Source organism: Paenibacillus sp. Y930 (assembly GCF_056786375.1).
The window spans coordinates 193,469-219,447 of the sequence record NZ_JBXCIX010000002.1; the positions used below are offsets into that span (position 1 = coordinate 193,469).

The following is a 25,979-nucleotide window of genomic DNA, read 5'->3' on the forward strand; positions in this document are numbered from 1 at the left end:
TTGCTTATTGCGGCAGATACTCTATTATTTTTTTTTTTTTTTTGAAATCGTCCAAAAAGCTAACTAGTTGAACATACATTTTAAGCTATAATGAGAATGAAGCAGGCAAATGAATGTAAGATATCGAGGGATATGATGGGAAAATTAATAAAGCGAGTCTTGTTAACCATTGTTATCGCTGTTTTTTTGTATAGTGGTTATCAATTAGCGCAATATTATTATGATGGCTATGTAAACAGCAAGCTGAATGAACGTATGAAGCAGCAATATGAGACTCCGCAGAAAGTACAGCAAGGACAGAATAATACAGAACAAGAAGAGTTAACTGAGGAGCAGATGAAGCATCGGTACCAGGAGCGATTTGAACAATTATTAGCAATAAATTCTGATATTGTCGGCTGGATTAGTATAGAGAATACGGAGATTGCTTATCCTGTAGTACAATCTACTGATAATGATTATTATCTTAATCATAATGTTGAAAAACAATCCTCTGCACGTGGCTCGATATTTATGGATTATCGCAATAAGGCTCTGAACGAGGATATCCATACTGTCATTTATGGTCATCATATGAAGGATGGAAGTATGTTTGGTGAGTTATCCAAATATAAAGATGCTGCATACTACCAAGAGCATAATACGATCACATTTGAAGGAATAGGGGAAGCAACGGAGTGGCAAATATTTTCTGTCTATATTTACTCTCCTGATGATCAATTTTTTGAATATGAGTTTGCAGACGAGCAGCAGTATAATGCTTATTTGGAGAAAATAGTGGAAAAGTCGAGGTATGCTACTAATGTTGAAGTGACTTCAGACGATCAATTGCTTACATTAGTAACCTGTACGTACGAGATAACGGATGCTAGATTTATTATTCATGCGAAGAGAGTACAGTAATCTGTTTATTGTATTGGCCGCCGAGATAGAGTATACGAGAATATATCGCATTCATAAGAGGGCTGTTGTACGAGTAGCATTGCTATTTGTATAACAGCCCTTTTAGTATCGAAAAATTTATAAAGTTAGTATAAATAATAAGCCGTGAGTGCAAAGAAAGTGAACGATGTATATGCTACGATATGGTTAGTACTACATGAATGTAAGCTATATTAACATTGTCTGGCAGGGAGGAAACTGATATGTACGATTGGCTAGGTTATAAAGTAGGTGCTCCATTAGCCCAATCATGGAAGCATAATAAACATCTGCAAAAAGATATTGAGCGTGAATTTGATGGAATATCAGATACCCGAAAACAATTATTAATTGACTGGACGAATGATACTTGGCATGTTATAGATCGACTTTCGGAGCAATGTATAGTGCAGGTGAATCAAGCAGCGCTTCAACCATCAGATTTGACACAGGAATGGTTAACGCCCATGTTACAGAAAGTATATTCGAACTCTATTGATTTCACGGAGTTATTTGTACTGAATGATGCGCTGCAAGCTTTTGCATCGACAGATGAAGAACATCGAAATACTTCTTATGCTGGAAATAGTATATTAGAGCATGCGCTCGACTATCTTCGTCATGCCAAGTGGGAAAGTCCGTTATTATTTGGACCTTATGTTGACCCCGTTACACTGAAAATTGGTGCACGATCTTCTTCATTCCATGATGCAGTTACATTACTATTTATGAAACCTGTTACCTATAATGGGCGACTAATTGCGATACTATGTGGAAGAATACCTAATGATGTAATTGGAGATCTAATCCAACGTGAAGCAGGGCATGTCTATCCTGATTCTGGTGATAATTATTTATTTATGGCAAAACCTAAATTACTTACACATATTGAGCCCGGGATTGCATTGTCACGGAGTCGGTTTGAAGATAAAACGTTCACGATGGGTGAAAACTTGAAGGACGGTGTAACAACGGATTGGGGGATGGCAACCGTCAAGGAACACACGGAACTGGAATTGAAATTCATTAGTCCAGCGACGAAGGAACTACATCCAGGTGTAGCGAATACGATAAAAAATGGTGCTAATCTGTACGTACAGTTTCCAGCCTATCCAGATTATCGCTATATCCCTGTTGTTGGTAAAGGTTGTACGTTTCAATTGCCTCATTGCCCAGATGTATGGGGGATGATGTGTGAGGGGGACTTTGAAGAGGTATATCGTGTTCGAAGTATCGGAACTAAGCGCAGGCAGATGGAGGCAATAAGTGTTGCTCTTATTGCTGTGTGCTCTGTAGCCATCGTTGGCTTACTAGATAATATTATGTCTCCTTGGATCACTGGATTTGCTGTAGGTGCCCTTCAACTTATTGCGGGATGGTTCGTACTTCGAATCGTGAAAAATAGAACGGATCAACGAGAAATTGATCAAATTCGTAGAGTGAAGAAGTTTATTCAGAACAATGCCGAAGGTAAAGGTGATCTTACTAAGCGATTAGATCTTTCTAATTTCAATGGTAATGAAATTAAAGATATTGCAAAATGGTTGAATAATATGATGGATTCCTTAGAAGGGGTTATGCTAAGAGTTCGAACAGCAGCAAGTCAAGTATCGGATAGTCAGATGGCAATGAATGAAACGGCAATGATAACGACGATCTCTACGAGAAAAGTAAGTCATCAAGTAACAGAGATGATCGATAGTATTCATCTGCAATTAGCTGATATTGAACAAGTTCGAGAGATGGCAGATACGATGAGAGAGACATTGAATGTCATTGAAGGACAAGCTGCATCACAAATTAGTATAGCTCAGTCTGAAATTGATCGTATCGGAGATAAAATGCTTGAAATATCCACCAAAGTAAAAGCTACGAATTATTCGATACATAGCTTTGTAGATACGATGCAAGATATTAAAAATGTAATTAGTGTTATTGAAGAAATTTCAGCTCAAACTCATTTATTAGCACTTAATGCTTCTATTGAAGCAGCGCATGTTGGGGAGCAAGGAGCAGGATTTGCGGTCGTTGCAGGTGAGATTAGAAAGTTAGCCAACAATACGAAGAAATCAACTGCGGAAGTACATGCGATTACAGATCGGATTTATAAGGAGGCTCAGAAAGCATATCATATTATTGACGAAGGCAATGGTGTAGTAGAAGAAGGAAATGTACTTGTACACACTGTTGCGGAAGCTTTAAGTCAAGCTAACATGCAAGATATGCGTAAGAGTGAAGTTGTTGACGGGGTAGTTGAATTATTAGAACAAATTGCGCAAGTCAGTAATAAAAATCGCAAAGTATCGACAAGTGTTGGGAAGCGAGTAAATACATTAGCTGATGAAATGTTAGGGGTTCAAGATACGAGTAAGCAAGTGGATATCATTACGAGCCAATTGCAACAACTTGTAGGTCAATTCAAGCTAACAGAGGAACGACTGCGTTAGAGATGAAAAGTAGCATGTGGGAGAGAAAGTTTCTTTAGCGCATGCTACTTTTTACTATACGGTGATACTATGATGTTTGTAGTTTTTCTTTGAGCATATGAAGCTGCTCAAGCAGCTCTTCATATTGCTGTTGTTCAATGTGGCAGCTAGCTACTTTACTAGATACGGCATTGGCAATGAGTTGCTGTTGTTCGTAGGCTTTACGTTCAAGATGAAGATGAACACGTCGTTCATCTTGTTTGCTACGTTCTTTGCGTAGCCATTGCTGAGCTTCCATCCGATTAAGCATAGGAGTTAATGTACCTGTACCGATACCAAGCGTATCCCCTAGTTGCTTAACGGTAACTCCGTCTGCTTCCCACAATGCTAGCAATACAAGGTATTGCGGATAAGTAAGCTGGAATGGCTGAAGGATATTACTATATAGCTTAGTCATTTGACTAGAAGCCTCATAGATGGCAAAGCAAAGTTGCTTATTAAGTGTCAAAAATGAATTCATTGCTTATCATTTGCCGCTATTATTGCAATAAAGCGACAATATCTCCTTCTAATTTACTAGGGTCAGTTGTAGCCGCATAGCGTTTGACAACTTTACCTTGAGCATCGATTAGGAACTTCGCAAAATTCCATTCGATTTTTCTCATTAATAAGCCACGCTTTTCTTCCTTCAAATATTTGAATAATGGATCTGCATCATCACCATTAACTTTAATCTTCGCAAACATTGGGAAGCTCACTCCATAATTAAGCTGGCAAAACTCTGTTGTTTCTTCGATATTGTCAAATTCTTGATTGTTAAATTGGTCACAAGGGAATCCAAGCACGACAAATCCTTTTTCGTGATGGTTTGTATATAGCTCCTGCAAACCTTGGAATTGCGGTGTTAATCCACATTTACTTGCCGTATTAACGATAAGTACAACTTTACCCTCATAATCTTTCAATGAAATCGTATCTCCATTGGGCTTGTTGACGTTGAAATCATAAATAGTTGTCATTGTGATCCTCCTTATTAATTGATATCAATTTAGTGAAATTATTTTAAAGATCGTGTACGATTTAATCGTGTGTGATTAATTTACCATAGTGTTAACCAACAATCAATAGTCTTATCATCGACTTGAAATATAGTACATTATCAAATAAAAATAACAATAGTAGTATATTCGAAAAATTATTGAGTATTTTATAATGTGGACAATATTTTCAAAACGTTATGTTTAATTAAGACCATTCATTATCCATTAAGGAGAGGGTTACGTAATGAAGAAAATTTTTAAGGTGGTTACTTTACTTCTAGTAGTTATGATGTTTACTACAATGCTTGCAGCATGCGGGAGTAGCAAAAAGGTCGAAATTGGCATTGTTCTACCAACAAAAGATGAAACAAGATGGATACAGGATGAAGAGCGTTTTAAAGCAGCACTTGAAGACTCTAAGTACAATACGGAGATCTTATTTAGCCAAGGTTCTTCTGCTAAAGAGAAAGAAAATGTTGATGCTTTAATTGCAAAAGGAATTAAAGTACTAATTATTTGTCCTTTTGATGGTGATGCAGCTGCAGCAGCAGTGGAAGCAGCTAAGAAAGCCGGCATTAAAGTTATTTCATACGACCGTCTAATTACCAAAACAGATGCTGTTGACTACTATGTAACATTTGATAGCGTGAACGTAGGTAAAGCACAAGCACAATACTTAGTAGACCATGCCAAAGGTAACGGCCAACCGCTATATTTATATGCCGGTGCTGCTACTGACAATAACGCATTCTTATTCTTCCAAGGAGCATGGGAAGTGCTACAACCCAAAATTGCAGATGGTACATTCAAAATTGCTAACTCTAGCGAGGCCATTGCACTTCAAGACGTTGCTACACTTGATCGCGAACAAATGAGTAAAATTATTGGTCAAGTAACAACGAACTGGGATCCAAACGAAGCAAAAAACAAAGCACAAACGCATCTAACAGCTGCAGCAGCTGATGGAAAAGGCGATGTAGCTATTCTTGGTCCTAACGACGGTACATCTCGTTCTATCGCCGATGTGTTTGCAACAGACGGTGACATTGCTAGTTATGTAATCTCTGGTCAAGATGCTGAAAAAGCAACTATTCAATACATTATTGATGGTAAACAATCGATGACTGTATTGAAAGATGTACGTGTCCTTGTGAAAGATGCTATGGATATGGCTGTTGGTATTCTCGATGGTAAAACTCCAGCTACAACAGGTACGTACAACAATGGAGAGGTTGATGTTAAAGCAAAACAAACAGATGTTATTAGTGTAGATAAAACAAATGTAAAAGAAGCTATGGTTGATTCAGGCTACTATGAAGCTAAAGAATTTACTGGGCTATAAAAAAGTCCAAGACTTATAGCTACAGCGGAATAGTGATAAAAAAGTATATCGCTATTCCGCTTTTCTAGCGTGCAGTAACGTTAAGGAGTGCTGAATATTATGGGCAAATATATATTAGAGATGAAAAATATTTCAAAACATTTTACTGGTGTTAAAGCATTAAGCAATGTGAACTTTAAGGTTGAAGAAGGAGAAATACATTGCTTAATAGGTGAGAATGGAGCGGGGAAATCTACTCTTATGAAAGTGCTTAGTGGTGTATATCCGCATGGAACATACTCTGGCGATATTGTGTATCAAGGTCAAGTACAACAATTTCAGAAAATTAAGGATAGCGTAAAGATCGGGATTTCCATTATTTATCAAGAATTGGCGCTTTTCCCTGATCTAACTGTCTATGAAAATATTTATGCAGGAAACGAAGTGAAGGGTCGATTCGGGGTTGATTGGAACAAAACGATTGTTCAAGCTAATCATATGCTTAACAATGTAAAATTAACCGTTAATCCTGCCATGCTTGTCAAAGATCTTGGTGTTGGTAAACAACAATTGGTGGAAATTGCAAAGACGTTAAGTAAGGAAGTGAAGCTTCTTATTTTGGATGAACCTACAGCTGCACTTAATGAAGATGACAGTGAAAATTTATTGATATTACTGAAAGAACTTAAAACACAAGGAATTACTTGTATTATGATTTCCCATAAGTTAAAGGAAGTCATTGCGATTGCTGATAAAGCAACGATTCTTCGAGATGGACATACCATTTGTACTTTGGACGCGAGAAAAAATGAAATTACCGAAGAAGTTATTATTAGAAATATGGTTGGACGAGAGATTGATGATATCTTTCCAAAGCGTGAACATAAAAACATTTGTGAAACGGTGTTAGAAGTTAGAAATTGGTCAGCATATGATGCTACGCTAGGTCGAAATGTTGTAAAAGATGCAAACATCTATGTACGAAAAGGCGAAATTGTGGGCATTGCAGGATTGATGGGTTCTGGTCGTACAGAATTAGCGCAAAGTATTTTTGGAAATCCGAAATCATATAAATTGCAAGGTGAACTAATAATGAAAGGGAAATCAGGTCAGTTCAAGCATCCACAGGACGCAATAAAAGCTGGTATTGCTTATGTAACTGAAGATCGTAAAGGAAATGGTCTATTTCTTTTGCAAGATATAAAGCAAAATATATCAGCAGCAAATCTAGTAAAGATTTCTAGTCGGGGTGTGATTAATATGAATGAAGAAGTGAAAATTGCTAAGCAATATAAAGATTCACTTAATATTAAAGCACCATCAGTAGAACAGTTGGTAGGCAATCTAAGTGGTGGCAATCAACAAAAAGTAAGTTTAGGTAAATGGTTGTATGTTAAACCTAACGTCCTTATTTTAGATGAGCCTACGCGTGGGATAGATGTAGGAGCGAAGTTTGAAATATATACGATTATGAATCAGTTAATACATGAAGGAATGAGTATTATTATGATCTCATCTGAATTGAACGAAGTATTAGGTATGAGTGATCGTATCTATGTTATGGCCGAAGGGTCAATAAAGGGTGAATTATCAATTGAAGATGCTAGCCAGGAAAAGGTTATGGAGTTAGCTACGCAATAACAGATACTTTTCGTTGCTTTGAAGTATATCAAGAAGCCAACGAAAAGTTTTAGCTTATACTTACGAAGATACTTTTCGTTTCTATGACGAATCTCAAGAAGCCAACGAAAAGTTTTAGGAGGTTAATGATTATGAAATTAATGCATGAAGCCAAAGCGATGCTGAAAACAAATATACGTGAATACGGAATGTATATTGCATTATTTGTTATCATGCTAACGTTTACAATATTAACGGATGGATTATTTATTTCCTCCCGTAATATTAGTAACTTATTAGATGCTACAGGGTATATTGCTGTACTAGCAGTGGGTATGACATTAGTCATTGTTATTAGACATATCGATTTGTCTGTAGGATTTGCAGCAGGATTTTTGGGAGCGATTGCAGCAATATTGTTAACCCAATTAGGCGTTCCAGTCATTATTACTATTCCAGTTATTCTTGTGTTAGGAATTGTCGTTGGTTTCTTCAATGGGTATCTCGTTGCATCCATTGGAATTCCTTCGTTCGTTGCATCTCTAGCGGCAATGTTAATATTCCGTGGTGCATTACTGCGTGTTACTGAAAAGTCAGGCACTATTATTATTAAAGACGAAACATTTAATGCACTTGGAAATGGATATATACCTGCGATCATGAAAGTAATGCATTTGAATTTATTATCATTGATTATTGGAGCTATTATTATTGTATTGTATATTGTTAGTGAGTTTTCCAAACGTAAAAACAAACAAAAGTACAATTTTGAAGTCATGTCAACAGGTATGTTTGCTATTAAACTAGTATTTATTTCTGTCATTATTGCGTATATTACTTATATTCTCGCGGGTTATAACGGCTTCTCGTGGACGGTCATCATTATGTTAATCGTAGCAGTTATTTATCATTTCTTAACGACATCGACTGTAATAGGAAGACATATCTATGCTGTAGGAAGTAACCCTGAAGCGGCACATCTAAGCGGTATTAACGTAAAGAAGATTACTTATTTTGTCTTTGGTTCTATGGGTTTACTATCCGCTCTATCAGGCATATTATTCACTGCTCGTCTACAATCGGCAACAACAACAGCAGGAACATTGTTTGAACTTGATGCGATTGCAGCGGCCTATGTAGGCGGTGTATCGGCTGCAGGTGGTGTTGGGAAAGTAACAGGCTCAATTATTGGCGCTATCGTTATGGCATCTCTTATAAGTGGTATGAATCTACTGGGAGTCGGAATCTCATATCAATATATGATTCGTGGCGGTGTACTAGCTGTTGCTGTAATATTTGATATTGTAACGCGTAGAAAGCGGGCTTAAATCTAGACAAACTAAAACACCTTCAATTTGTAATGGTATTATAAGATACCTTTGCAAATTTAAGGTGTATTTTTAGCATATTATAAATTTTTGTGTTATTTTACAATTGAATGATGTTTTATAAAATAATACAATTATTATAATAGCAATTTTTTACTAATGATTGAGAATAAGGGAGAATGAGGATGACAACGATAAAAGGAAATATGACAACTACACTCGAAAAATGGAGCTATGGAGGCTTTTCATTCGGACAAAATTTAATGTATATGCTTCAGATTCAATTTCTTACGTTTTTCTATACAGAAGAAGTAGGTTTATCTTTAGGTGCTACAGCGACGTTGCTGTTGATCGCTAAATTATGGGATGCATTTAATGATCCTATTATGGGAGCAATTGTAGATAAGTTACACTTCAAATCAGGAAAATACATACCTTGGCTGAAATACACAAGTATTATTGTTCCGCTCACCATGTTATTTGCGTTTGTAAATATAGATGCTAGTTATTCTATGAAACTAGTATTTGCTTACATTACCTATATTATGTGGGGGATGGCATACACTGTCTCTGATTCACCAATGTTTTCGTTATCAACAGTGATGACTAAGCATGTATACGAACGAGATCAACTAATTGCGATAGCACGTATGACGGGAGCCATTGCTGCGATTCTAACAGCTGGTTTTATGATGTTAGTGGGTTCATTGGGGTGGCTTGGTGCAATGGCTATTTATTGTGTAGCATCATTAATTACGATGATGCCATTACCTTTTGTTGCGAAAGAGCGAGTCGTATACAAAGCGCAGAATACATCATTCGTACAAATATTTAAGTACCTGTTGCGTAATAAATACTTTTTTATTTTCTTTATCGGTTATTTACTAATGAGTACGACAAATACACTCCAAACGATCGCAGCATACTTTGCGAAATCTAATCTTGGTGATGAAGGAATGCTCACCATATTGTTAGCGGTGCTAGTGCTGCCAATTATTATCGTTTCACCGCTATTGCCTAAGCTAATAGCTATTTTCGGAAAAAAACGTCTGACCATCTATTGCTCGTGTCTGGCGATAATTCTTTCACTCATCCAATATGCGGCAGGTTATAATAACTTTATACTGTTTCTAGCCATTGCAGCTGTTCGAGTACTTTGTATGCAGATTCCGCTATTATTATATGGAATGTTTACAGCGGATTGTATCGAGTATGGAAATGCTGTTACTGGGCAGCGTACAGTAGGAGTTGCATTTTCAGTTCAGACAATGTTTACGAAGCTTGCAGGTGCGCTATCCTCTACATTATGTCTAGCTTTACTTTCTTATTATGGATATGTTAATCAAAGTGTTTCGCAAAGTGAGGAAGCATTACACGGCATATGGGTGATTTTCACCTTAGTTCCGATTATAGGTTATGTCGGAATGTTAATTGCGATGTATTTCTATCGTCTTGATGAGAAAATGGTTTCCACGTATATGGTCAAAAATCAGACTGGTATTGAAGGATAGGAATGATAGAGTAGATGGAACACAAAACACAATGTTATGCAATATAGGAGGTAAGACAGCATGTTAGTTAAAGAGTTAATGGAGTTATTAATAGCTCCTGTAGGCAAGTTAGCTCATACTGTTGATGGAATTATCATTGGCGATGGCAATGAAGAAGTTAGAGCGATTGGGACTACATTTATATGTAGTTATGAAGTTATTGAAAAGGCTATTGATAAAGGGATAAATGTCATTATTTCACACGAATCGATTTACTATCAACATCATGATAATTATGCTCAATTCGGTGATAGTAAAGTAATCGAGCAGAAGCTTGAACTTCTACGCAAACATAATATACAAGTTATTCGTTTCCATGATTATGCACATCGCTACGTCCCTGATATGATTTCGGCTGGGTTTCTTGACGTATTGGAATGGTCTTCTTACGCAGCGCAAGAGCAAGCAGATTTATTACATTTACCACAACAATCGGTGGGACAAATTGCTAGGCACTTGAAAAACCGTCTGGCAATAGACCATATCCAGCTTATAGGTCATCAAGATCAGTTATGTTCAAACGTATGGCTACGTCTAGGGTTCCGTGGGAATGGTGACAACTGTATTCCTGCATATGAGCAAGGGAACGTACAATTAATTATCGCTGGTGAAGGATTGGAATGGGAAACTCCAGAGTATATAAGAGATGCTAATGCACTAGGGAAAGATATTGCTATGCTTATTGTAGGTCATCAGAAGAGTGAGGAAGCGGGGATGAGGTTTTTGGCGCGTCAATTACGACATCAGTTACCACAATTGTCAATTACACATATTGACCAGGAGGCGGCTATTCAATATGTGTAGCGACAATACGATACTCATGTATTGATATTATTTGTCTAACTTTTCAAGCTTGCGATCTAAGAAAAAATTACCAAATGGTATAAATGCTACTGCGAAACAAAGTACTGTCCATATGAAGTTCCAACGTGTCTTTATCGTTGCATAAATAATGCTAGCACCATACACGACAACGATACCTCCATGAATTCTACCGACAATACTAACAACTTCCGGAATATCCATCCAGTATTTCAGAGGCATACCAATACAAACAAGAATGATAAGTGATAGACCGTCAAGCAGTCCAGCTAATCTTAATTTACCTATAGGTGTTTTTAGCATAAGATCTCCTTTAATATGTTCTATAATTGTAGTATAGCGACAGATTGCTTAGAGAAGCTAGGCAAGCTGTGACAATATTATTATTTTTCGATAAGATAATGAAAAAAGGTCATAGATGATAACAACTATGATTTGCTTCCTATTACGAAACTGGTATAATTCTAATGTAGAAGAAATAAGTCCATACATACCATATTGAAATGAATGAAGGAGGTAATTACATGTTTACTGGAATGTCGCATACGCATTCTGCAGCTTGGCTAATTATGATTATATTGTTCTTGGTCAGTTATTTTGTGAAAAAAGAAAAAGTGAAAAAAGTAACACATATGATTTTACGACTATTCTATCTAATTCAGATTTTTAGTGGTGGCTATATGTTCTTCCAAGGTGGATATTCTCGTGTATTCGACTTGAAAATCGTATTAGCGATTATACTTATTGGTATGATGGAAATGATCTTAGTTCGTCAAAGAAAAGGTAAAAGCACATTGCCGTTTTGGATTATATTTGCAGTGCTACTAGTAGTTGTTGTATTAATTGGATATGGCGTTATCGCGTTCTAATAATATGAATACGATAATCGTAATTGAGCTAGAAAAATATTGCTATAATAGCAAATTTTTCTAGCTTTTTTGTCGTTACGATAGGTTAAGTTTGTTATTAGTTACAATTGAGAAGTTTCCAGTAAAATGATAATATTTACAGAAGTGTTATGAAAAATGGGGATAATTAACTTATATATAAATTAATCGGATATTGCTGGAATGGAGTTGTTGGGTATGGAGATTGCTACATTGCAAAAACAAATATCCTCAAATGTTTGGAATAAACACTTTATGATTGCTCAATTAAATGCTAGCTATGAATTTATTAGTAGAAATGAGTTGTTTCAGCAGTTTATTGCGACATATGGTATGGACACAATAGAGAGAGAAATCGGACATATATTTAAAGTGTTTGACATACGACTCAAGCACCAACAAGCTTGGAGCGACGTATGGAATACAGTTAATGAAGTAGGTCACTGGAATGGATATCTTATTTACTCACACTCGGAAAAGCGATTAGCAAAAGCTCAAGTAACGATTGCTGTTGAAGAGAATACAGAACTTGAAGATCAAGAAGATGTACAATCAGCCTATGTCATTATGGGACAGGATCGTACTGATTTGTTCAATGATCAAGCGGATTACGATAAACAATTAAGAAATTTAATAGATTTGAAGAATGCATTTGACTCAGCATCTATTATTGCTGTTACAGATAGTAGTGGTGTTATTACATATGTTAATGATATGTTCTGTCGTGTTTCCCAATATAGTAAATATGAATTGTTAGGGAAGACGCATAGATTAATTAACTCTAAACATCACCCAAAACATTTTTTTGCAAAAATGTGGAATACAATTAAGGAAGGAAAAGTATGGCGTGGAGAACTGAAAAATCGAGCGAAGGATGGCAGTACCTATTGGATGAATACTACGATCGTACCTTTTCTCGATGATCAAGGAAAACCATATCAATATGTCTCCATCCGTTCTGATATCTCAGACCGAGTGATTGCAGAAACTGAACTTGCCGAAGTATTGCAATATGATTTCAGGCGTACTATTAAAAATTTGCAAAATTGTATTTTCAAATTAAAGCGTGATCAAAAGCAAAGAATTGTGTTCACATTAAGTGAAGGTAGAATTGCTGAACAACTTGGCATTACAACGGAACAAGTAGAAAATATGTGGATTAAGGAAGTTTGGCAAGAACAATTTCATCATATAGAGAATTATTTCGAAGAAGCTTTTCACGGGAAAAGTCATCAATTCGAGATGCGATATGCTAAGCGCTACTATTATATCTCGTTATCTCCTGTAATAGAGGATGGGATTGTGATCGAAGTCGTCGGCTCGATGATTGATATTACAGAGCGCAAGGAAGCTGAAGCAACGATTCATGTGATGGCTCATTATGATTCATTAACGAATCTCCCGAATCGAACATCATTCAATAGGGCGCTTGCGGATGTTATATTTAACGCTCAAGAACGGGGTAGTAAAGTTGCTGTACTGTTTATGGATTTGGATCGATTCAAAACGGTTAATGATACGATGGGGCACTCAGCTGGAGATAAGCTGCTTCAAAATGTTGCATTGCGCTTATCAGACAGTCTAGCGGGAGTTGGATATGTATCACGTCAAGGTGGTGATGAGTTCACGATCTATCTTGATAATGCTGATCTTGTAAAGGTGGACAATCTAGCGACACAGATTATTACGGATATGGCAGAACCATTTATCATTAATGAAACAGAAGTATTTATTTCCCCTAGCATTGGCATTAGTATGTACCCTGAGGATGGGCTAACGATTGAGATGTTATTGAAAAATGCGGACGCTGCGATGTATGCGGCAAAAGAAAAAGGGAAAAACAATTATCAATTTTTCACCATACAATTACATGATAAGATCTCTAGTCGTCATGAGCTTGAACGAGATTTACGACGGGCAATTGAAAGAGAAGAATTGGAATTATGGTATCAGCCAAAAGTTAATTTACGAAGTAATGAACTGATCGGTATGGAAGCTTTAATTAGATGGAATCACCCTGTTCGAGGAATGATCATGCCTAATCAATTCATTCATATTGCAGAAGAAACCAATCTTATTGTACCTATCGGTGAATGGGTATTGCGTGAAGCATGTCGTCAGATGAAGAGTTGGCATGATCAAGGGATTATAGATATTACTGTAGCCGTTAACATTAGCCTAAAGCAGTTTATGTATAATGATTTCCCTACATTGATTTCAACAGTCTTGAATGAAGTTGGTCTCCTACCGCAATATTTAGAACTTGAAATTACGGAAAGTATAACGCAAAATGTGCAGAATTCAATTAAGGTGTTAAATAAAATCAAACAGCTCGGAGTAAATATTAGTATAGATGATTTTGGCACTGGTTACAGTTCATTAAGCTATCTTAGTCAATTCCCGATTGATCGTTTGAAGATTGATCAATCGTTTGTAAGAAATTTGAATGACAATAATCGGGTTATTATTCGTACGATAATAGATATTGCCAATCATATGGGGATTGCTGTTGTTGCTGAAGGTGTAGAGACTATTGAACAAGTTGAATTTTTGCAGCAATTGAAGTGCAAGGAAGCGCAAGGGTATTATTATAGTAGGCCGTTACAAAAAAAAGATGCGAATGATTATATTAGTATTCATAAAGAAATAACGATTTATTAATGGGAATGACGAATAGCTTCTGTTAGTTGGTAGTAAAATATAACCAATTAGCAGAAGCTTTAAATTTCACTAAAGGATAGAGAAGTTGTACAATATACAATAAAATAAAGTTTTGAGGAGTATTAACTATGAAGGAACAATTACTAAAACGATTTATCTCATATGTGAAGGTAGGGACACAAGCAGATCCGAATGTTTCTACTTGCCCATCGACTGGAGGGCAGTTAATGTTAGCGAAGCAGCTAGCTGAAGAATTGCAGGAACTTGGTATGGCGGATGTTACTGTAGATGCCAACGGATATGTGATGGCAACATTGCCTGCCAATTCAGATGTCGCTACACCGACAATTGGATTTATTGCTCATATGGATACAGCAACAGAGCTAACCGGATTCAATGTTAATCCGCAAATTGTGGAAAATTATGATGGGACAGATATTGTGTTGAATGATACGCAGCAAATTGTGTTATCTCCAAAGCAATTTCCCGAGCTATTGAAATATAAAGGACAAACGTTAATTACAACAGATGGCAATACATTGCTTGGTGCTGATGATAAAGCAGGTATTGCGGAAATTGTAACAGCGATGGCATATTTGCAGGATCATCCAGAAATTAAGCATGGTACGATCAAAGTAGGCTTTACTCCTGATGAAGAAATTGGTCGCGGTGCAGATTTGTTCAATGTTGAAGCGTTCGGTGCAGAATATGCCTACACTATGGACGGCGGTCCGCTTGGGGAACTACAATATGAGAACTTTAATGCGGCAAGTGCAACGGTAACCTGCTATGGTCGTAGTGTTCATCCAGGAACCGCAAAAGGTAAGATGATTAATGCTACGCGTGTTGCCTATGCTTTTCAAGCGGCAATGCCAGAGTATGAAACACCGGAACATACTGAAGGTTATGAAGGCTTCTATCATCTTACTCATATTGAAGGCGGTGTTGAGGAAACGACACTCCATTACATCATAAGAGAATTTGATCATGATACATTCGAGGATCGCAAGCAATTTATCATTAATGTTGGTAAGCAAATCGAGCAGCAGTTTGGCGAAGGTAATGTGAAAATCGAGGTTACGGATAGTTATTATAATATGCGTAATCAGATTGAACCACGTATGGATATTGTAGACCGTGCGCATGCAGCGATGATTAGAGTTGGCGTTACCCCTATCGTGGAACCGATTCGCGGCGGTACAGACGGCTCACGCTTATCTTATATGGGATTACCGACACCGAACATTTTTGCAGGTGGAGAGAATTTCCATGGGAAATATGAATTTGTATCGATTGACACGATGCAAAAAGCAGTAGAAGTTATTGTTGAAATTGCAAAATGCGAGTAGAGTATGGGTATAATGAGAATTAAGAATAGTTAATCTTATTAAATGTCGTCTAGATTAGTGGGGGGAACTAACGTGCAAAAGATTAGAGTGGGGATTATTGGTTGCGGTAATATAAGTGATGCTTATCTAGTTAATTGTGTTCATTATGAAGAGCTTGAAATTGTTGCGTTAGCAGATTTGAATGGAGAGCTAGCACAAGCAAAAGCTGATAAATATAAGGTTGAAAAAGTGTTAACAACGGAGCAGTTGTTAGCTGATCCAACGATTGATATTGTATTGAATCTAACGATTCCACAAGTACATGCAAGTATTAGTCTAGCTGCACTTGATGCAGGAAAGCATGTATATTCCGAGAAGCCGCTAGCTGTTACTGTTGAAGATGGACAACGAATTATTGCTAAAGCTCAGGAGCTTGGACTTCGTGTTGGTGTAGCACCTGACACTGTGCTAGGAGCAGGCATCCAAACTTGTCGGAAATTAATTGACGATGGTGCAATTGGTCAGCCGATTGCAGCTAATGCCTTTATGTTATCGGGTGGACCTGAAAGCTGGCATCCGAACCCAGCATTTTTGTATGCAAAGGGAGCGGGTCCGATGTTCGATATGGGACCGTATTACTTATCGGCATTTATTACTTTACTCGGTCCAATTACACGTGTCACGGGATCAGCAGTAATCTCTTACCCACAGCGTAAAATTACGAGTGAGCCGAATTATGGCGAGATGATTCGAGTAGAAACGCCAACACATATTAATGGCATTATCGATTTTGCAAGCGGAGCAACGGCGACATTAGTTACGAGCTTTGATGTGAAGGGTGGAAGCTCTTTACCTAATATTGAAATCTACGGTAGCGAAGGATCGATCATCGTTCCCGATCCTAACACATTTGGTGGACCAGTTAAGCTACGCAGAGCAGGTAGCGAGCAGTTTGAGGACGTTGAGTTAACACATCCATTTGGCGGTAATGATCGTGGAGTGGGTTTACTAGATATGGCGAAGGCGATTCAAGAAAATCGCCCACATCGCGCCAGCGGTGAACTAGCGCTGCAAGTGCTAGAAATTATGCATGGTTTCCATATTGCATCTGCCGAGGGACGTCATTATTCGGTGGAATATAGCTGCGAAAGACCAGAAGCGATGAAAAGCAATCATTAATATCGTTAATAGATAGAGTAAACATATGATAAAGTCCACCTTAGGGAAATCTCTGAAAAATCGACACTGGATCTTAAAAGCCAGTGTCGATTTTTCTTTTTTATTGGAATTTTATCCACATTATAGTAGTCTATTAGTGGGGGGTGAGGCGCTTGTATCGGATATTATTAGTGGATGATGAAATGTTTTTTCGACAAGGGTTAAGAGCAATCATCGATTGGGAGTCTTGTGGTTATGAAGTGATAGGAGAACAGGATAATGGTGAGGACGCATTCCATTATATTGTAGAGCACCAACCCGATGTCGTAATTACAGATATTAGAATGCCTGAATGCGATGGGCTGCAATTGATCCATAAGGTCGTACACGAAGCGAAGCTGAATACTAAATTCATTATTGTAAGCGGATACGATGAATTTAAGTACGCGCAGCAAGCGGTGAAATACGGTGTATGTGATTTTTTGCTAAAGCCAATTGATGAACAAAGTCTCGAACATAGTCTTATGGATATAGCTGCGAAATTGCAAAATGAAAAGAAACAATCGAGACATTCACTTATGCATCATCATGAAGAAGTGCTTCATACTATTTTGCAGGAACAGCTCACGGAGGCTCAGCTACTTGCGTATTATGCGGATCTGAAATTACAAGTAACGGAGCAATATTATTTTGCATTTGTTGAATATAATCAATATCCTGTAATCAAAAATCGAGATATGTACCCAATAGATCAGCTACCGCAGTATATCGCACGGATTAAGGAGCTGCTACCATTTTTTGAATCGCAATACTTATATCCACAGCAAGGAAAATTAGGATTAATTATTAAGCACTCTTGGCTCAAAGATTTTTCTTCGATGTCGTCACTAATGAAGCAATTGCAACGTAAGCTTTCATCGCTTGAACAAGGAACCATTCATCTGTACTATAGCACGTCTTATAACGGAATTTATTTCTTGAAAGAGGCATACGAAGCAGCTGAATATGCGCAGCAATTCAAGTACTATGATGAAAGACAGTTATTTGATTACAATGATTTTGCTAGTTACTCGCTTAGACATATTATGCTGTCAGCAGATCATTATAAGCAGTTACTACTGGAGATGGAAGAAAACGATGAACAGCGTATTACGAAACAATTACAATTATTATTCTTTAGTTTTAGTGCTGAGTATTGCTCGATTGAAGCGATAAAAGCGAGTCTACATAAGCTAGTAGCGGAATGCTTGCAAATTTTGCATGAGATGGAGATAGACAAAGCACGCATTTCCAAGCTCCATGCAGTATTGAGCTGGGATCACTATAATATTGAACTAGTCGCGTTGAAGCAATTAATATTAACATTTCTATTAGAATGTGGCTTATGTATTGCAGAAGAACGTAAAGAAATGTCCAAAGGCGGTATACAACGGATTAAGAAATATATCGATCACCATTATGCCGAGCAAATAAGTTTGAAAACAATTGCATCACAGTTTTACGTTAATCCCGTTTATTTAGGTCAATTATTCAAAAAAACATATGATCTCTATTTCAACGATTACTTATTGCAAATTAGAATTAATGAGGCGAAAAAAATATTGCGGCAAACCGATTTGCGTATTTATGAAGTAGCGGAGAAGGTTGGCTTTAATCATCCAGAGTATTTTGTAGCGCAGTTTGAAAAGATCGAGAAGTTATCTCCGACGGCATATCGCCAAACGTTTCAAAGTATTGTAGGTGAATAATAATCAATAACCCACGACTGAAGTCGTAGGCTTGTAAGAGCCTTAATTGACTAGCCTAAGTCTTTACTGACTACGTTGTTTGTGTCATGACACCATAGGATGCCACTCTAGTTCTATGCAACTGTCGCATGTGATTAAAAGCTCTGAGGGAAAGGAGCAGTGTTGCATGCTGAGCAAGCACCTACAACATTGGCGAAGAGTACCTAACTCGAAGGAGGTAAACGATATGCTCGTTTACGTACTAAATAAACACGGACAGCCGCTTATGCCTTGTAAACCACAAAAAGTACGTAAGCTGTTGGAACAAGGAAAAGCAAAAGTTGTGCAACGAACACCATTTACCATTCAATTACAATACGGTTCTAGCGGTTACAATCAATCTGTTTCCCTGGGTGTTGATGCTGGCACGAAGCACATCGGACTATCGGCGACAACAGAAGGGCAGGTCTTGTTTGAGGGCGAAGTGCAGCTACGTACTGATATTCAGGAGCTACTGGCTGTTCGCCGAGCTTTGCGAAGTGTCAGGCGAAGCAGAAAGACACGTTACCGTAAACCGCGATTTTTAAATCGCAAAAAAGATAAAGGGTGGCTCGCTCCATCCGTTCAAAACAAAGTCGATATGCATACAAAGATAATCTCCAAAGTGCATACTATTCTCCCTGTTACGAATGTGACGATTGAAGTGGCGCAGTTTGACATTCAAAAGATTAAGAACCCTACGATTTCGGGGGATTTGTATCAACTAGGAGATCAGCTAGGTTTTTGGAATGTGCGAGAGTATGTATTCTTTCGTGATCAGCATTTATGCCAGCACTGTAAGGGCAAAACAAAAGACAAGATTTTAAATGTCCATCACATCGAAAGTCGTAAAACAGGCAGAAACGGTCCAGATAATCTACTTACACTGTGTGAAACATGCCATCATAAGATCCACGAAGAAGGGAAAGAGTATCTATTTGCACGTAAAAGTACTTCATTTCGTGATGCCTCTCAAATGACAGTGATGCGATGGTTTATACATCGCCAAGTGAAAGAGTTATATCCAAACGTTCAATACACGTATGGATTTCAAACGAAAAACACACGTATTCGCCATGACTTGGAGAAAGCTCACGTCGTAGATGCTCGGTGTATCAGTGGCAATCCACTTGCAAAACCATCCCAAAATAGCTATTTGTTTAAGCAAGTGCGCAAAAACAATCGACAGTTACACAAAATGGCCATCGCCAAAGGTGGTTATCGAAAAGCGAATAAAGCGGAACGATTCGTTAAAGGTTTCCAACTGTTTGATAAAGTCCTTTTTGAAGGAATCGAGTGCATCGTGTTTGGCCGACGACAAACGGGCTACTTTGATCTACGAACCATAGAGGGGACAAGCGTACACAAAAGTGCAAGTTATAAGAAGCTGCGAGTAGTAGAGAAGGCCAGTACACTACTCGCACAAATAACTTAGAGAAGGGAAGTGCAGGTTGGCGGAAACTCACGACTGAAGTCACGAGTTTCCGCCAGCCTAAATTTTCATGAAGCTAATTAAAAAAGCGAAGCTGCGATTGCGCTTAGATGATATGCGATTGCGGAATAAGTTCCTTATGCTCTATCTTTGCTGCGTATTTTTTCCGATTATTTTAACGAATATTATTTTCTATAATACGATGAGCAGTAATGTACGTGAACAAAGGATAGGGGATATTAATATAAGCTTGCAGCAGGTGCATAATGAATTTTGGATGCAGATTGAAGCGGCAGTAAGTGTCTCGTCTATTTTCTATACCGATTATAATTTGTATACATTGCTAGATGATCACTATAGTAATCCCTCTGAATTCGTAGAGGCCTATGATAATTATTTGCGTCGAATATTGAACAGCTATACGCCTGTTTACACCTCTGTTCAAAACATTAAAATTTATGTGGATAACCCTATGGTACTGCACTCGGGCGGTGTTGCTTACTTGACTGATAATGTTAGATCACAGCATTGGTTTCGCCCGCTAGAACGACGTACTTATAGTGAGCCTGTGTTTGTACGTTCGCCGCGAGAGGATAGTATCAGCTCCGGAAGAATCGAAGAAAAGAGTGATAGCTTCAGTATTCTTCGGGTAATGGATTATTATGATTCATATAGTACATGGGATAAAGTATTGAAAATAGAGTTGAAAACTGATGCTATTGCAGCCATTTTATCGAATCTAAATGTACCTGGTCATACGTATCTCGTTGATCCTCAAGGGGTGATCCAATTTACGACCGATCCAGATGTCGATTGGGTTTCTGAAAGGAATACGCTAGAAAATCTAGCGAAAAGTGATGATTTGTATATGTTCGAGAATGGTATTTATGATGCAGATCCATTGCAGGATTGGCGCTTGGTTGCATTAGTACCTAAAAGCGAAATATTGAAGGAAGTGCAGACATCTCGTCACTTTGTGCTTTGGACAGCACTTATTAATATCATCGTAGCTAGTATCATTATTATCATTATTTCACGCTCCATTACAACTCGTCTCGGCTTTATTCTGAAATATATGAAACGTGTCAAAAATCAGCATTTTGATGTTATAACGAAGCGTGAATCACGAGATGAAATCGGACAACTAACGAGTGAGTTCAATCGTATGACCTTGCAAATTGGTAGCCTAATTAACGATGTTTACGTAGCGGATATTAAGGAGAAAGATATGGAGCTAGAGCAACGGTATGCTCAGCTTAATGCACTGCAAAGTCAGATCAATCCTCACTTTCTATTCAATGCGCTAGAGACGATCCGTATGAGAAGCATTATGAAAAAAGAGATAGAAACAGCTAAAATCATTCATAATATGGCGAAGCTATTTCGCAGTTCTTTAACATGGAGAAGAGATAAGGTTTCCTTGAAAGAAGAGGTTGAATTTATTTCCTGCTTCCTTGAAATTCAACATTATCGTTTCGCTGATCGATTAGCCTACCATGTAAACGTTGATCCTGTTGCGGAAAAATGTGTTGTTCCCAAACTAATATACTTACCATTTGTAGAGAATGCGTGTATTCATGGTATTGAAAAAGTAAGACAAGGCGGAGTCGTTAATATTACCATCGAAGTATTGAATGAGGAACTACATTTCCGGGTTGATGATAATGGAGCTGGGATGTCGGACGAGCAACGATTGAAAATCTATTCCTATTTAACGGAAAATGCTGATCTCGGTGAACGGATAGGGGTACAAAATGTACTCTATCGCTTAAAGCTCATTTACGGTAAACAATTTCATTTTGAGATTAGTAGTTCCAATGGTATAGGAACATCTATTCATATTATTGTACCGGCAGAGTATAAATAACTAAAATTTCTATATTAGAATCTATAGTTACTACACTGATTTCAGCATCCTTAGCAAGCTATAATGAAAGTGCTTACAAAATATTCGAAGGGGCTGAATAAATATGAAAAAGAGATCATCATTACGAATTGCTACAGTATTGTTATTAGCAATCATGTTAGTAGTAACAGGATGTGGAAGTAAAAGTGGTGGAGAAAAGGGGAATAACACGACTAACCCAACTAATAACGGCTCGAAAGGTACAGAAGGAAATGATAAGGAAGAACCAGCATTAGAGAAGGTAACTTTCACATACTTCAATGGTGCAGGCGCAGCTAAAGATATTAATACAAATGAAACTAGGATTGGTAAAATACTAGAAGATCAAACAGGAGTAAACTTCAAAATTGAAAATCTAGTGGGAGATTTGAACACTAAGATTGGTACGATGAATGCTTCTAGAAAATATCCTGATGTCTTAATTCCTGATGCAGCGATTGACGAAGTGTTAGCTGCAGGTGGTTTTATCGACTTAACGGATCTTATCGCAAACCATGGGCCTAATATTGAACGTGTGTATGGACCTTACTTGGATCTAATGAAGGATGCGGATGGGAAAATAATGTTCTTACCGTTCTCTAATGTTGTTGGTGAATTTGTACCAGACCCTAACATTAACCAAGGTGCTTTCTGGGTTCAACGAGGCGTGTTGAAAGAAGCTGGCTATCCGGAAATTAAGACTATTGATCAGTACTTCCAATTAATTCGTGATTATGAGAAAAAACATGAGAGCGAAGATTTAACAGGATTTATTGCACTAACTCATGATTGGAGATTCTTTGCAACATCTAACCCTCCAATGCATCTAGCAGGTTATCCGAATGATGGTGAAGTAACAGTTGATATGTCGACATTTGAAGCGAAGGTTTATTCAAATAATGATGATACAAAACGTTATATGAAAATATTGAATGAACTGAACGCTGAAGGCTTATTCGATAAAGCTTCATTCATTGATAACTTTGATCAATATTTAGCTAAATTATCTTCTGGTAAAGTACTTGGATTCTTTGATTATGGTTGGCAAATCGGTAATGCCCAAAACGTATTGAAAGATGCGGCAAAAGCTGATCCGACGCAAGATGATCTAGTATACTTCCCACTACCTGTTACATTTGACGGACAAAAGGATCAATATCTAGATCCTCCTGGTTTCGTTAAAAACCGTGGTATGGGTATTACAGTTAGTGCACAAGATCCAGAACGTATTATTCAATTTATTGATAACTTACTAAAAGAAGATAATCAGATAATGAAAAGCTGGGGTGTTGAAGGCGAAACATATGAAATCAACGAAGAGGGTCGCTTCTACCGCACAGCAGAACAAGTTAAGAAAATAGATGAACCGTTCCGTGAAACATTTGGTTTCAAATACTTTGATTGGAACTGGCCACAATACGGAACTAACTCTACACTTGCTAATGGCAATGCGTATGCCCCTGGATACCAACCAGAAGTATTCCAGATGGATATGACAGAAGCGGATAAAACAATTCTAAATGCTTATGGTATTCAAACTTATGCAGATCTGTTTGCTGCTCCAGATGAACGTCCGTGGTTCCCTGCTTGGGGTATTCCGAAAGAGCAAGGATCAGCTGAGCAAATTTATGAGACGAAGAAAACTGAATTAACTCAAAAATATTTCCCGAAATTAGTGCTTGACCCTCCTAGCAAATTCGATAGTAACTGGGATGAGTTTACTGCAGAATTCAATAAGCTTGATACTGCAGGCTATGAGAACTTTGTAACTACTGAAGTGAAGAAGATTGTTGATGGAAACTAGTTAGTAGTCTACGTTAGTATAATCGTCGTTATCAAAGTTCGCTTTTTGTACTACCTTTAGCAAGTGAAGTGTGGGACCATGCGATGAGGAAATCCATCATCGCAACGGTCCCTTCTTTCAACCTGAGCAATCATAGTGAGGAGTGACGGAAATGAGTAAACTAGAAATAGTAGAGAGCCGTCCAAAACCAATAGGGGCCATTCAACTGTTTTTGAAAAAGTGTATTCAACAGCATGCCTTATTAGTAATGACGATACCATTTTTAATATGGTTATTTATATTTAAATATTTACCCGTTTGGGGTTGGACGATAGCATTTCAAGATTTCAAACCTGCCAATAGTTTTGGAGAGCAAGAGTGGGTAGGGCTACAACATTTCAAATTTTTATTTGAAGACGAGCGTTTCTTGCGAGTATTACGTAACACATTAGCAATGAGTGGGATTAATCTAATATTAGGATTTGTAACGGCTATTGTATTGGCATTATTACTCAATGAGGTAAGAATTATGGCTTTCAAGCGTCTTGTGCAGACGATCAGCTATTTGCCTCACTTTATATCATGGGTAGTCGCAGCTGGTATTGTGCAAACAACGCTATCACCAGATGGAATTATTAATGATCTCTTAATGAGATTCGGATTGATAAAGGAAGATATTCTTTTCCTTGGTATTGGGGAATATTTCTGGGGTATATTCGGCTCAGCAACTGTGTGGAAGGATGTAGGTTGGAATACGATTGTCTATTTGGCAGCAATGACAATGGTCGATCCTTCACAATATGAAGCAGCTGAAATTGATGGGGCAGGCAGATTTCAAAAAATGTGGAATATTACGCTGCCAGGTATTAAATCAGTCATTGTTGTCCTTCTAATTATGAATATTGGTTACTTAATGGAGTCAGGATTTGAACCACAATATTTATTAGGTAATGGTATGAACATCGATTATTCTGAAAACATAGACATATTCGTCTTGAAATATGGTATTTCGCAAGGTAATTTCTCTCTATCTATTGCAGCGGGAATGTTCAAGACAATTGTGAGCTTCATATTGTTGTTTATTGCCAACAATATCGCTAAGAGATTGGGAGAAGCAAGACTTTACTAGAAGGTAGGTGGTTATCATGCGGACAAATTTTTCTACAAGTGATAAAATTTTTGATTATGTCAATTATACATTATTAACATTGTTAATGATCGTAACATTATACCCATTCCTTAATACGTTGGCGGTTTCACTGAACGATGCTAAAGATTCCATACGCGGTGGAATTTACTTATTACCACGGATATTTACTTTTGAGAACTATAAGCATGTATTATCCGAAGATACTATCTTTAACGCTACATTGATCTCAGCATTGCGTACAATTATTGGTACGGTGGTAACCGTGTTTTGCTCGACAATGGTTGCATATGCGATTAGTAGACAAGAATTTGTATTACGCAAATTCGTGACAATAGCCTTCATCTTAACAATGTATATTAATGGAGGTCTCATTCCTAACTTCTTACTCATTCGAGATTTGAATTTGCTAGATTCATTCTGGGTATATATCCTCCCAGGAATTATAGGAGTTTTCAATCTCATTATTATTAGATCGTTTATAGAAGGATTGCCTGACAGCATTTTAGAATCTGCAAGAATTGATGGGGCAGGCGAATACCGTAACTTTTTCAGTATCGTATTTCCGCTATGTGTTCCAGTACTAGCAACGGTCGCTCTGTTCAGTGGTGTATATCAATGGAACTCATGGTTTGATGTGTTTTTATATAATTCTTCTACAGTAGAATTAAGTACGTTGCAATATGAGTTGCAAAAAATATTACAAAACTCCAATGCTTCCATGAGTTCAACATCAGTAGATTTCACCGCTGCTGGTCATAACACAGGTAGGGTTACGCCAACTTCGGTTCGTGCCACAATGACAATTGTTGCATCGGTACCTATAATTATGGTTTATCCATTCTTACAGAAGTATTTTGTTAAAGGTATGATGGTTGGCGGTGTAAAAGGTTAACTCTTATAG

General features: G+C 37.6%; 20 protein-coding genes. 17 read left to right on the forward strand and 3 right to left on the reverse strand.

The window, feature by feature from the left end; all coding sequences use genetic code 11:
* The first annotated feature begins 132 nt into the window (after window positions 1–132).
* Both srtB and AC1TO5_RS06385 read left to right on the forward strand, forming a co-directional pair.
* The gene (gene srtB / locus AC1TO5_RS06380; RefSeq protein WP_482061970.1) at window positions 133–903 is read left to right on the forward strand and encodes a class B sortase; all 771 of its coding nucleotides are present in this window, start codon (window positions 133–135) and stop codon (window positions 901–903) included.
* Window positions 904–1,145: 242 nt separating this feature from the next.
* Window positions 1,146–3,368 carry a methyl-accepting chemotaxis protein gene (locus AC1TO5_RS06385; protein WP_482061971.1) on the forward strand — a complete coding sequence of 741 codons (2,223 nt, stop codon included), beginning with the start codon at window positions 1,146–1,148 and terminating at the stop codon, window positions 3,366–3,368.
* A 67-nt stretch (window positions 3,369–3,435) separates the two neighbouring features.
* Here AC1TO5_RS06385 and AC1TO5_RS06390 read toward each other — a convergent pair whose 3' ends face one another.
* Window positions 3,436–3,804, reverse strand: coding sequence for a MarR family winged helix-turn-helix transcriptional regulator (locus AC1TO5_RS06390; protein ID WP_482061972.1), 369 nt, complete (start codon window positions 3,802–3,804; stop codon window positions 3,436–3,438).
* Window positions 3,805–3,886: 82 nt separating this feature from the next.
* Window positions 3,887–4,366: a glutathione peroxidase gene (locus AC1TO5_RS06395; protein ID WP_482061973.1), complete on the reverse strand. Its 480-nt coding sequence runs from the start codon at window positions 4,364–4,366 to the stop codon at window positions 3,887–3,889.
* Between the two features lie 265 nt (window positions 4,367–4,631).
* Between AC1TO5_RS06395 and AC1TO5_RS06400 the strand changes: the two genes are divergently transcribed.
* The 5 genes from AC1TO5_RS06400 to AC1TO5_RS06420 all read left to right on the forward strand — a co-directional run bounded on the left by AC1TO5_RS06400 (window position 4,632) and on the right by AC1TO5_RS06420 (window position 11,010).
* Complete coding sequence (locus AC1TO5_RS06400; RefSeq protein WP_482061974.1) at window positions 4,632–5,729, forward strand: sugar ABC transporter substrate-binding protein; 1,098 nt, start codon at window positions 4,632–4,634, stop codon at window positions 5,727–5,729.
* Between the two features lie 99 nt (window positions 5,730–5,828).
* Window positions 5,829–7,349, forward strand: a complete 1,521-nt coding sequence (locus tag AC1TO5_RS06405) for an ATP-binding cassette domain-containing protein (RefSeq protein WP_482061975.1) — start codon at window positions 5,829–5,831, stop codon at window positions 7,347–7,349.
* 131 nt (window positions 7,350–7,480) lie between these two features.
* Window positions 7,481–8,656 (forward strand): sugar ABC transporter permease, encoded by a 1,176-nt coding sequence (locus AC1TO5_RS06410; protein ID WP_482061976.1) that lies wholly within the window; start codon window positions 7,481–7,483, stop codon window positions 8,654–8,656.
* Between the two features lie 185 nt (window positions 8,657–8,841).
* The gene (locus tag AC1TO5_RS06415; RefSeq protein ID WP_482061977.1) at window positions 8,842–10,167 is read left to right on the forward strand and encodes an MFS transporter; all 1,326 of its coding nucleotides are present in this window, start codon (window positions 8,842–8,844) and stop codon (window positions 10,165–10,167) included.
* Between the two features lie 60 nt (window positions 10,168–10,227).
* On the forward strand, window positions 10,228–11,010 hold the full coding sequence (locus tag AC1TO5_RS06420; protein WP_482061978.1) for a Nif3-like dinuclear metal center hexameric protein: 783 nt from the start codon (window positions 10,228–10,230) through the stop codon (window positions 11,008–11,010).
* A gap of 27 nt (window positions 11,011–11,037) precedes the next feature.
* On the opposite strand, the gene AC1TO5_RS06425 is transcribed toward AC1TO5_RS06420, so the two are convergent.
* Window positions 11,038–11,331: a DUF3817 domain-containing protein gene (locus tag AC1TO5_RS06425; protein WP_482061979.1), complete on the reverse strand. Its 294-nt coding sequence runs from the start codon at window positions 11,329–11,331 to the stop codon at window positions 11,038–11,040.
* 221 nt (window positions 11,332–11,552) lie between these two features.
* Here AC1TO5_RS06425 and AC1TO5_RS06430 point away from each other — a divergent pair, with 221 nt between their 5' ends.
* From AC1TO5_RS06430 to AC1TO5_RS06475, 10 genes are all read left to right on the forward strand, one after another.
* Window positions 11,553–11,897: a DUF1516 family protein gene (locus tag AC1TO5_RS06430; protein WP_482061980.1), complete on the forward strand. Its 345-nt coding sequence runs from the start codon at window positions 11,553–11,555 to the stop codon at window positions 11,895–11,897.
* 216 nt (window positions 11,898–12,113) lie between these two features.
* Complete coding sequence (locus AC1TO5_RS06435; RefSeq protein WP_482061981.1) at window positions 12,114–14,576, forward strand: sensor domain-containing protein; 2,463 nt, start codon at window positions 12,114–12,116, stop codon at window positions 14,574–14,576.
* Window positions 14,577–14,704: 128 nt separating this feature from the next.
* Window positions 14,705–15,925, forward strand: coding sequence for a peptidase T (gene pepT, locus AC1TO5_RS06440; protein WP_482061982.1), 1,221 nt, complete (start codon window positions 14,705–14,707; stop codon window positions 15,923–15,925).
* 72 nt (window positions 15,926–15,997) lie between these two features.
* A complete protein-coding gene (locus AC1TO5_RS06445) occupies window positions 15,998–17,083 on the forward strand; it encodes a Gfo/Idh/MocA family protein (RefSeq protein WP_482061983.1) in 1,086 nt (361 codons plus the stop codon).
* Between the two features lie 152 nt (window positions 17,084–17,235).
* Window positions 17,236–18,810, forward strand: coding sequence for a response regulator (locus AC1TO5_RS06450; RefSeq protein WP_482061984.1), 1,575 nt, complete (start codon window positions 17,236–17,238; stop codon window positions 18,808–18,810).
* Window positions 18,811–19,036: 226 nt separating this feature from the next.
* Window positions 19,037–20,263: an RNA-guided endonuclease IscB gene (gene iscB, locus AC1TO5_RS06455; RefSeq protein WP_482061985.1), complete on the forward strand. Its 1,227-nt coding sequence runs from the start codon at window positions 19,037–19,039 to the stop codon at window positions 20,261–20,263.
* Between the two features lie 67 nt (window positions 20,264–20,330).
* Window positions 20,331–22,127: a sensor histidine kinase gene (locus AC1TO5_RS06460; protein ID WP_482061986.1), complete on the forward strand. Its 1,797-nt coding sequence runs from the start codon at window positions 20,331–20,333 to the stop codon at window positions 22,125–22,127.
* A gap of 103 nt (window positions 22,128–22,230) precedes the next feature.
* Window positions 22,231–23,949: an extracellular solute-binding protein gene (locus tag AC1TO5_RS06465; RefSeq protein WP_482061987.1), complete on the forward strand. Its 1,719-nt coding sequence runs from the start codon at window positions 22,231–22,233 to the stop codon at window positions 23,947–23,949.
* A gap of 247 nt (window positions 23,950–24,196) precedes the next feature.
* Window positions 24,197–25,057 (forward strand): ABC transporter permease, encoded by an 861-nt coding sequence (locus AC1TO5_RS06470; RefSeq protein ID WP_482062479.1) that lies wholly within the window; start codon window positions 24,197–24,199, stop codon window positions 25,055–25,057.
* A gap of 16 nt (window positions 25,058–25,073) precedes the next feature.
* Window positions 25,074–25,970, forward strand: coding sequence for a carbohydrate ABC transporter permease (locus tag AC1TO5_RS06475; RefSeq protein WP_482061988.1), 897 nt, complete (start codon window positions 25,074–25,076; stop codon window positions 25,968–25,970).
* Window positions 25,971–25,979 lie beyond the last annotated feature (9 nt).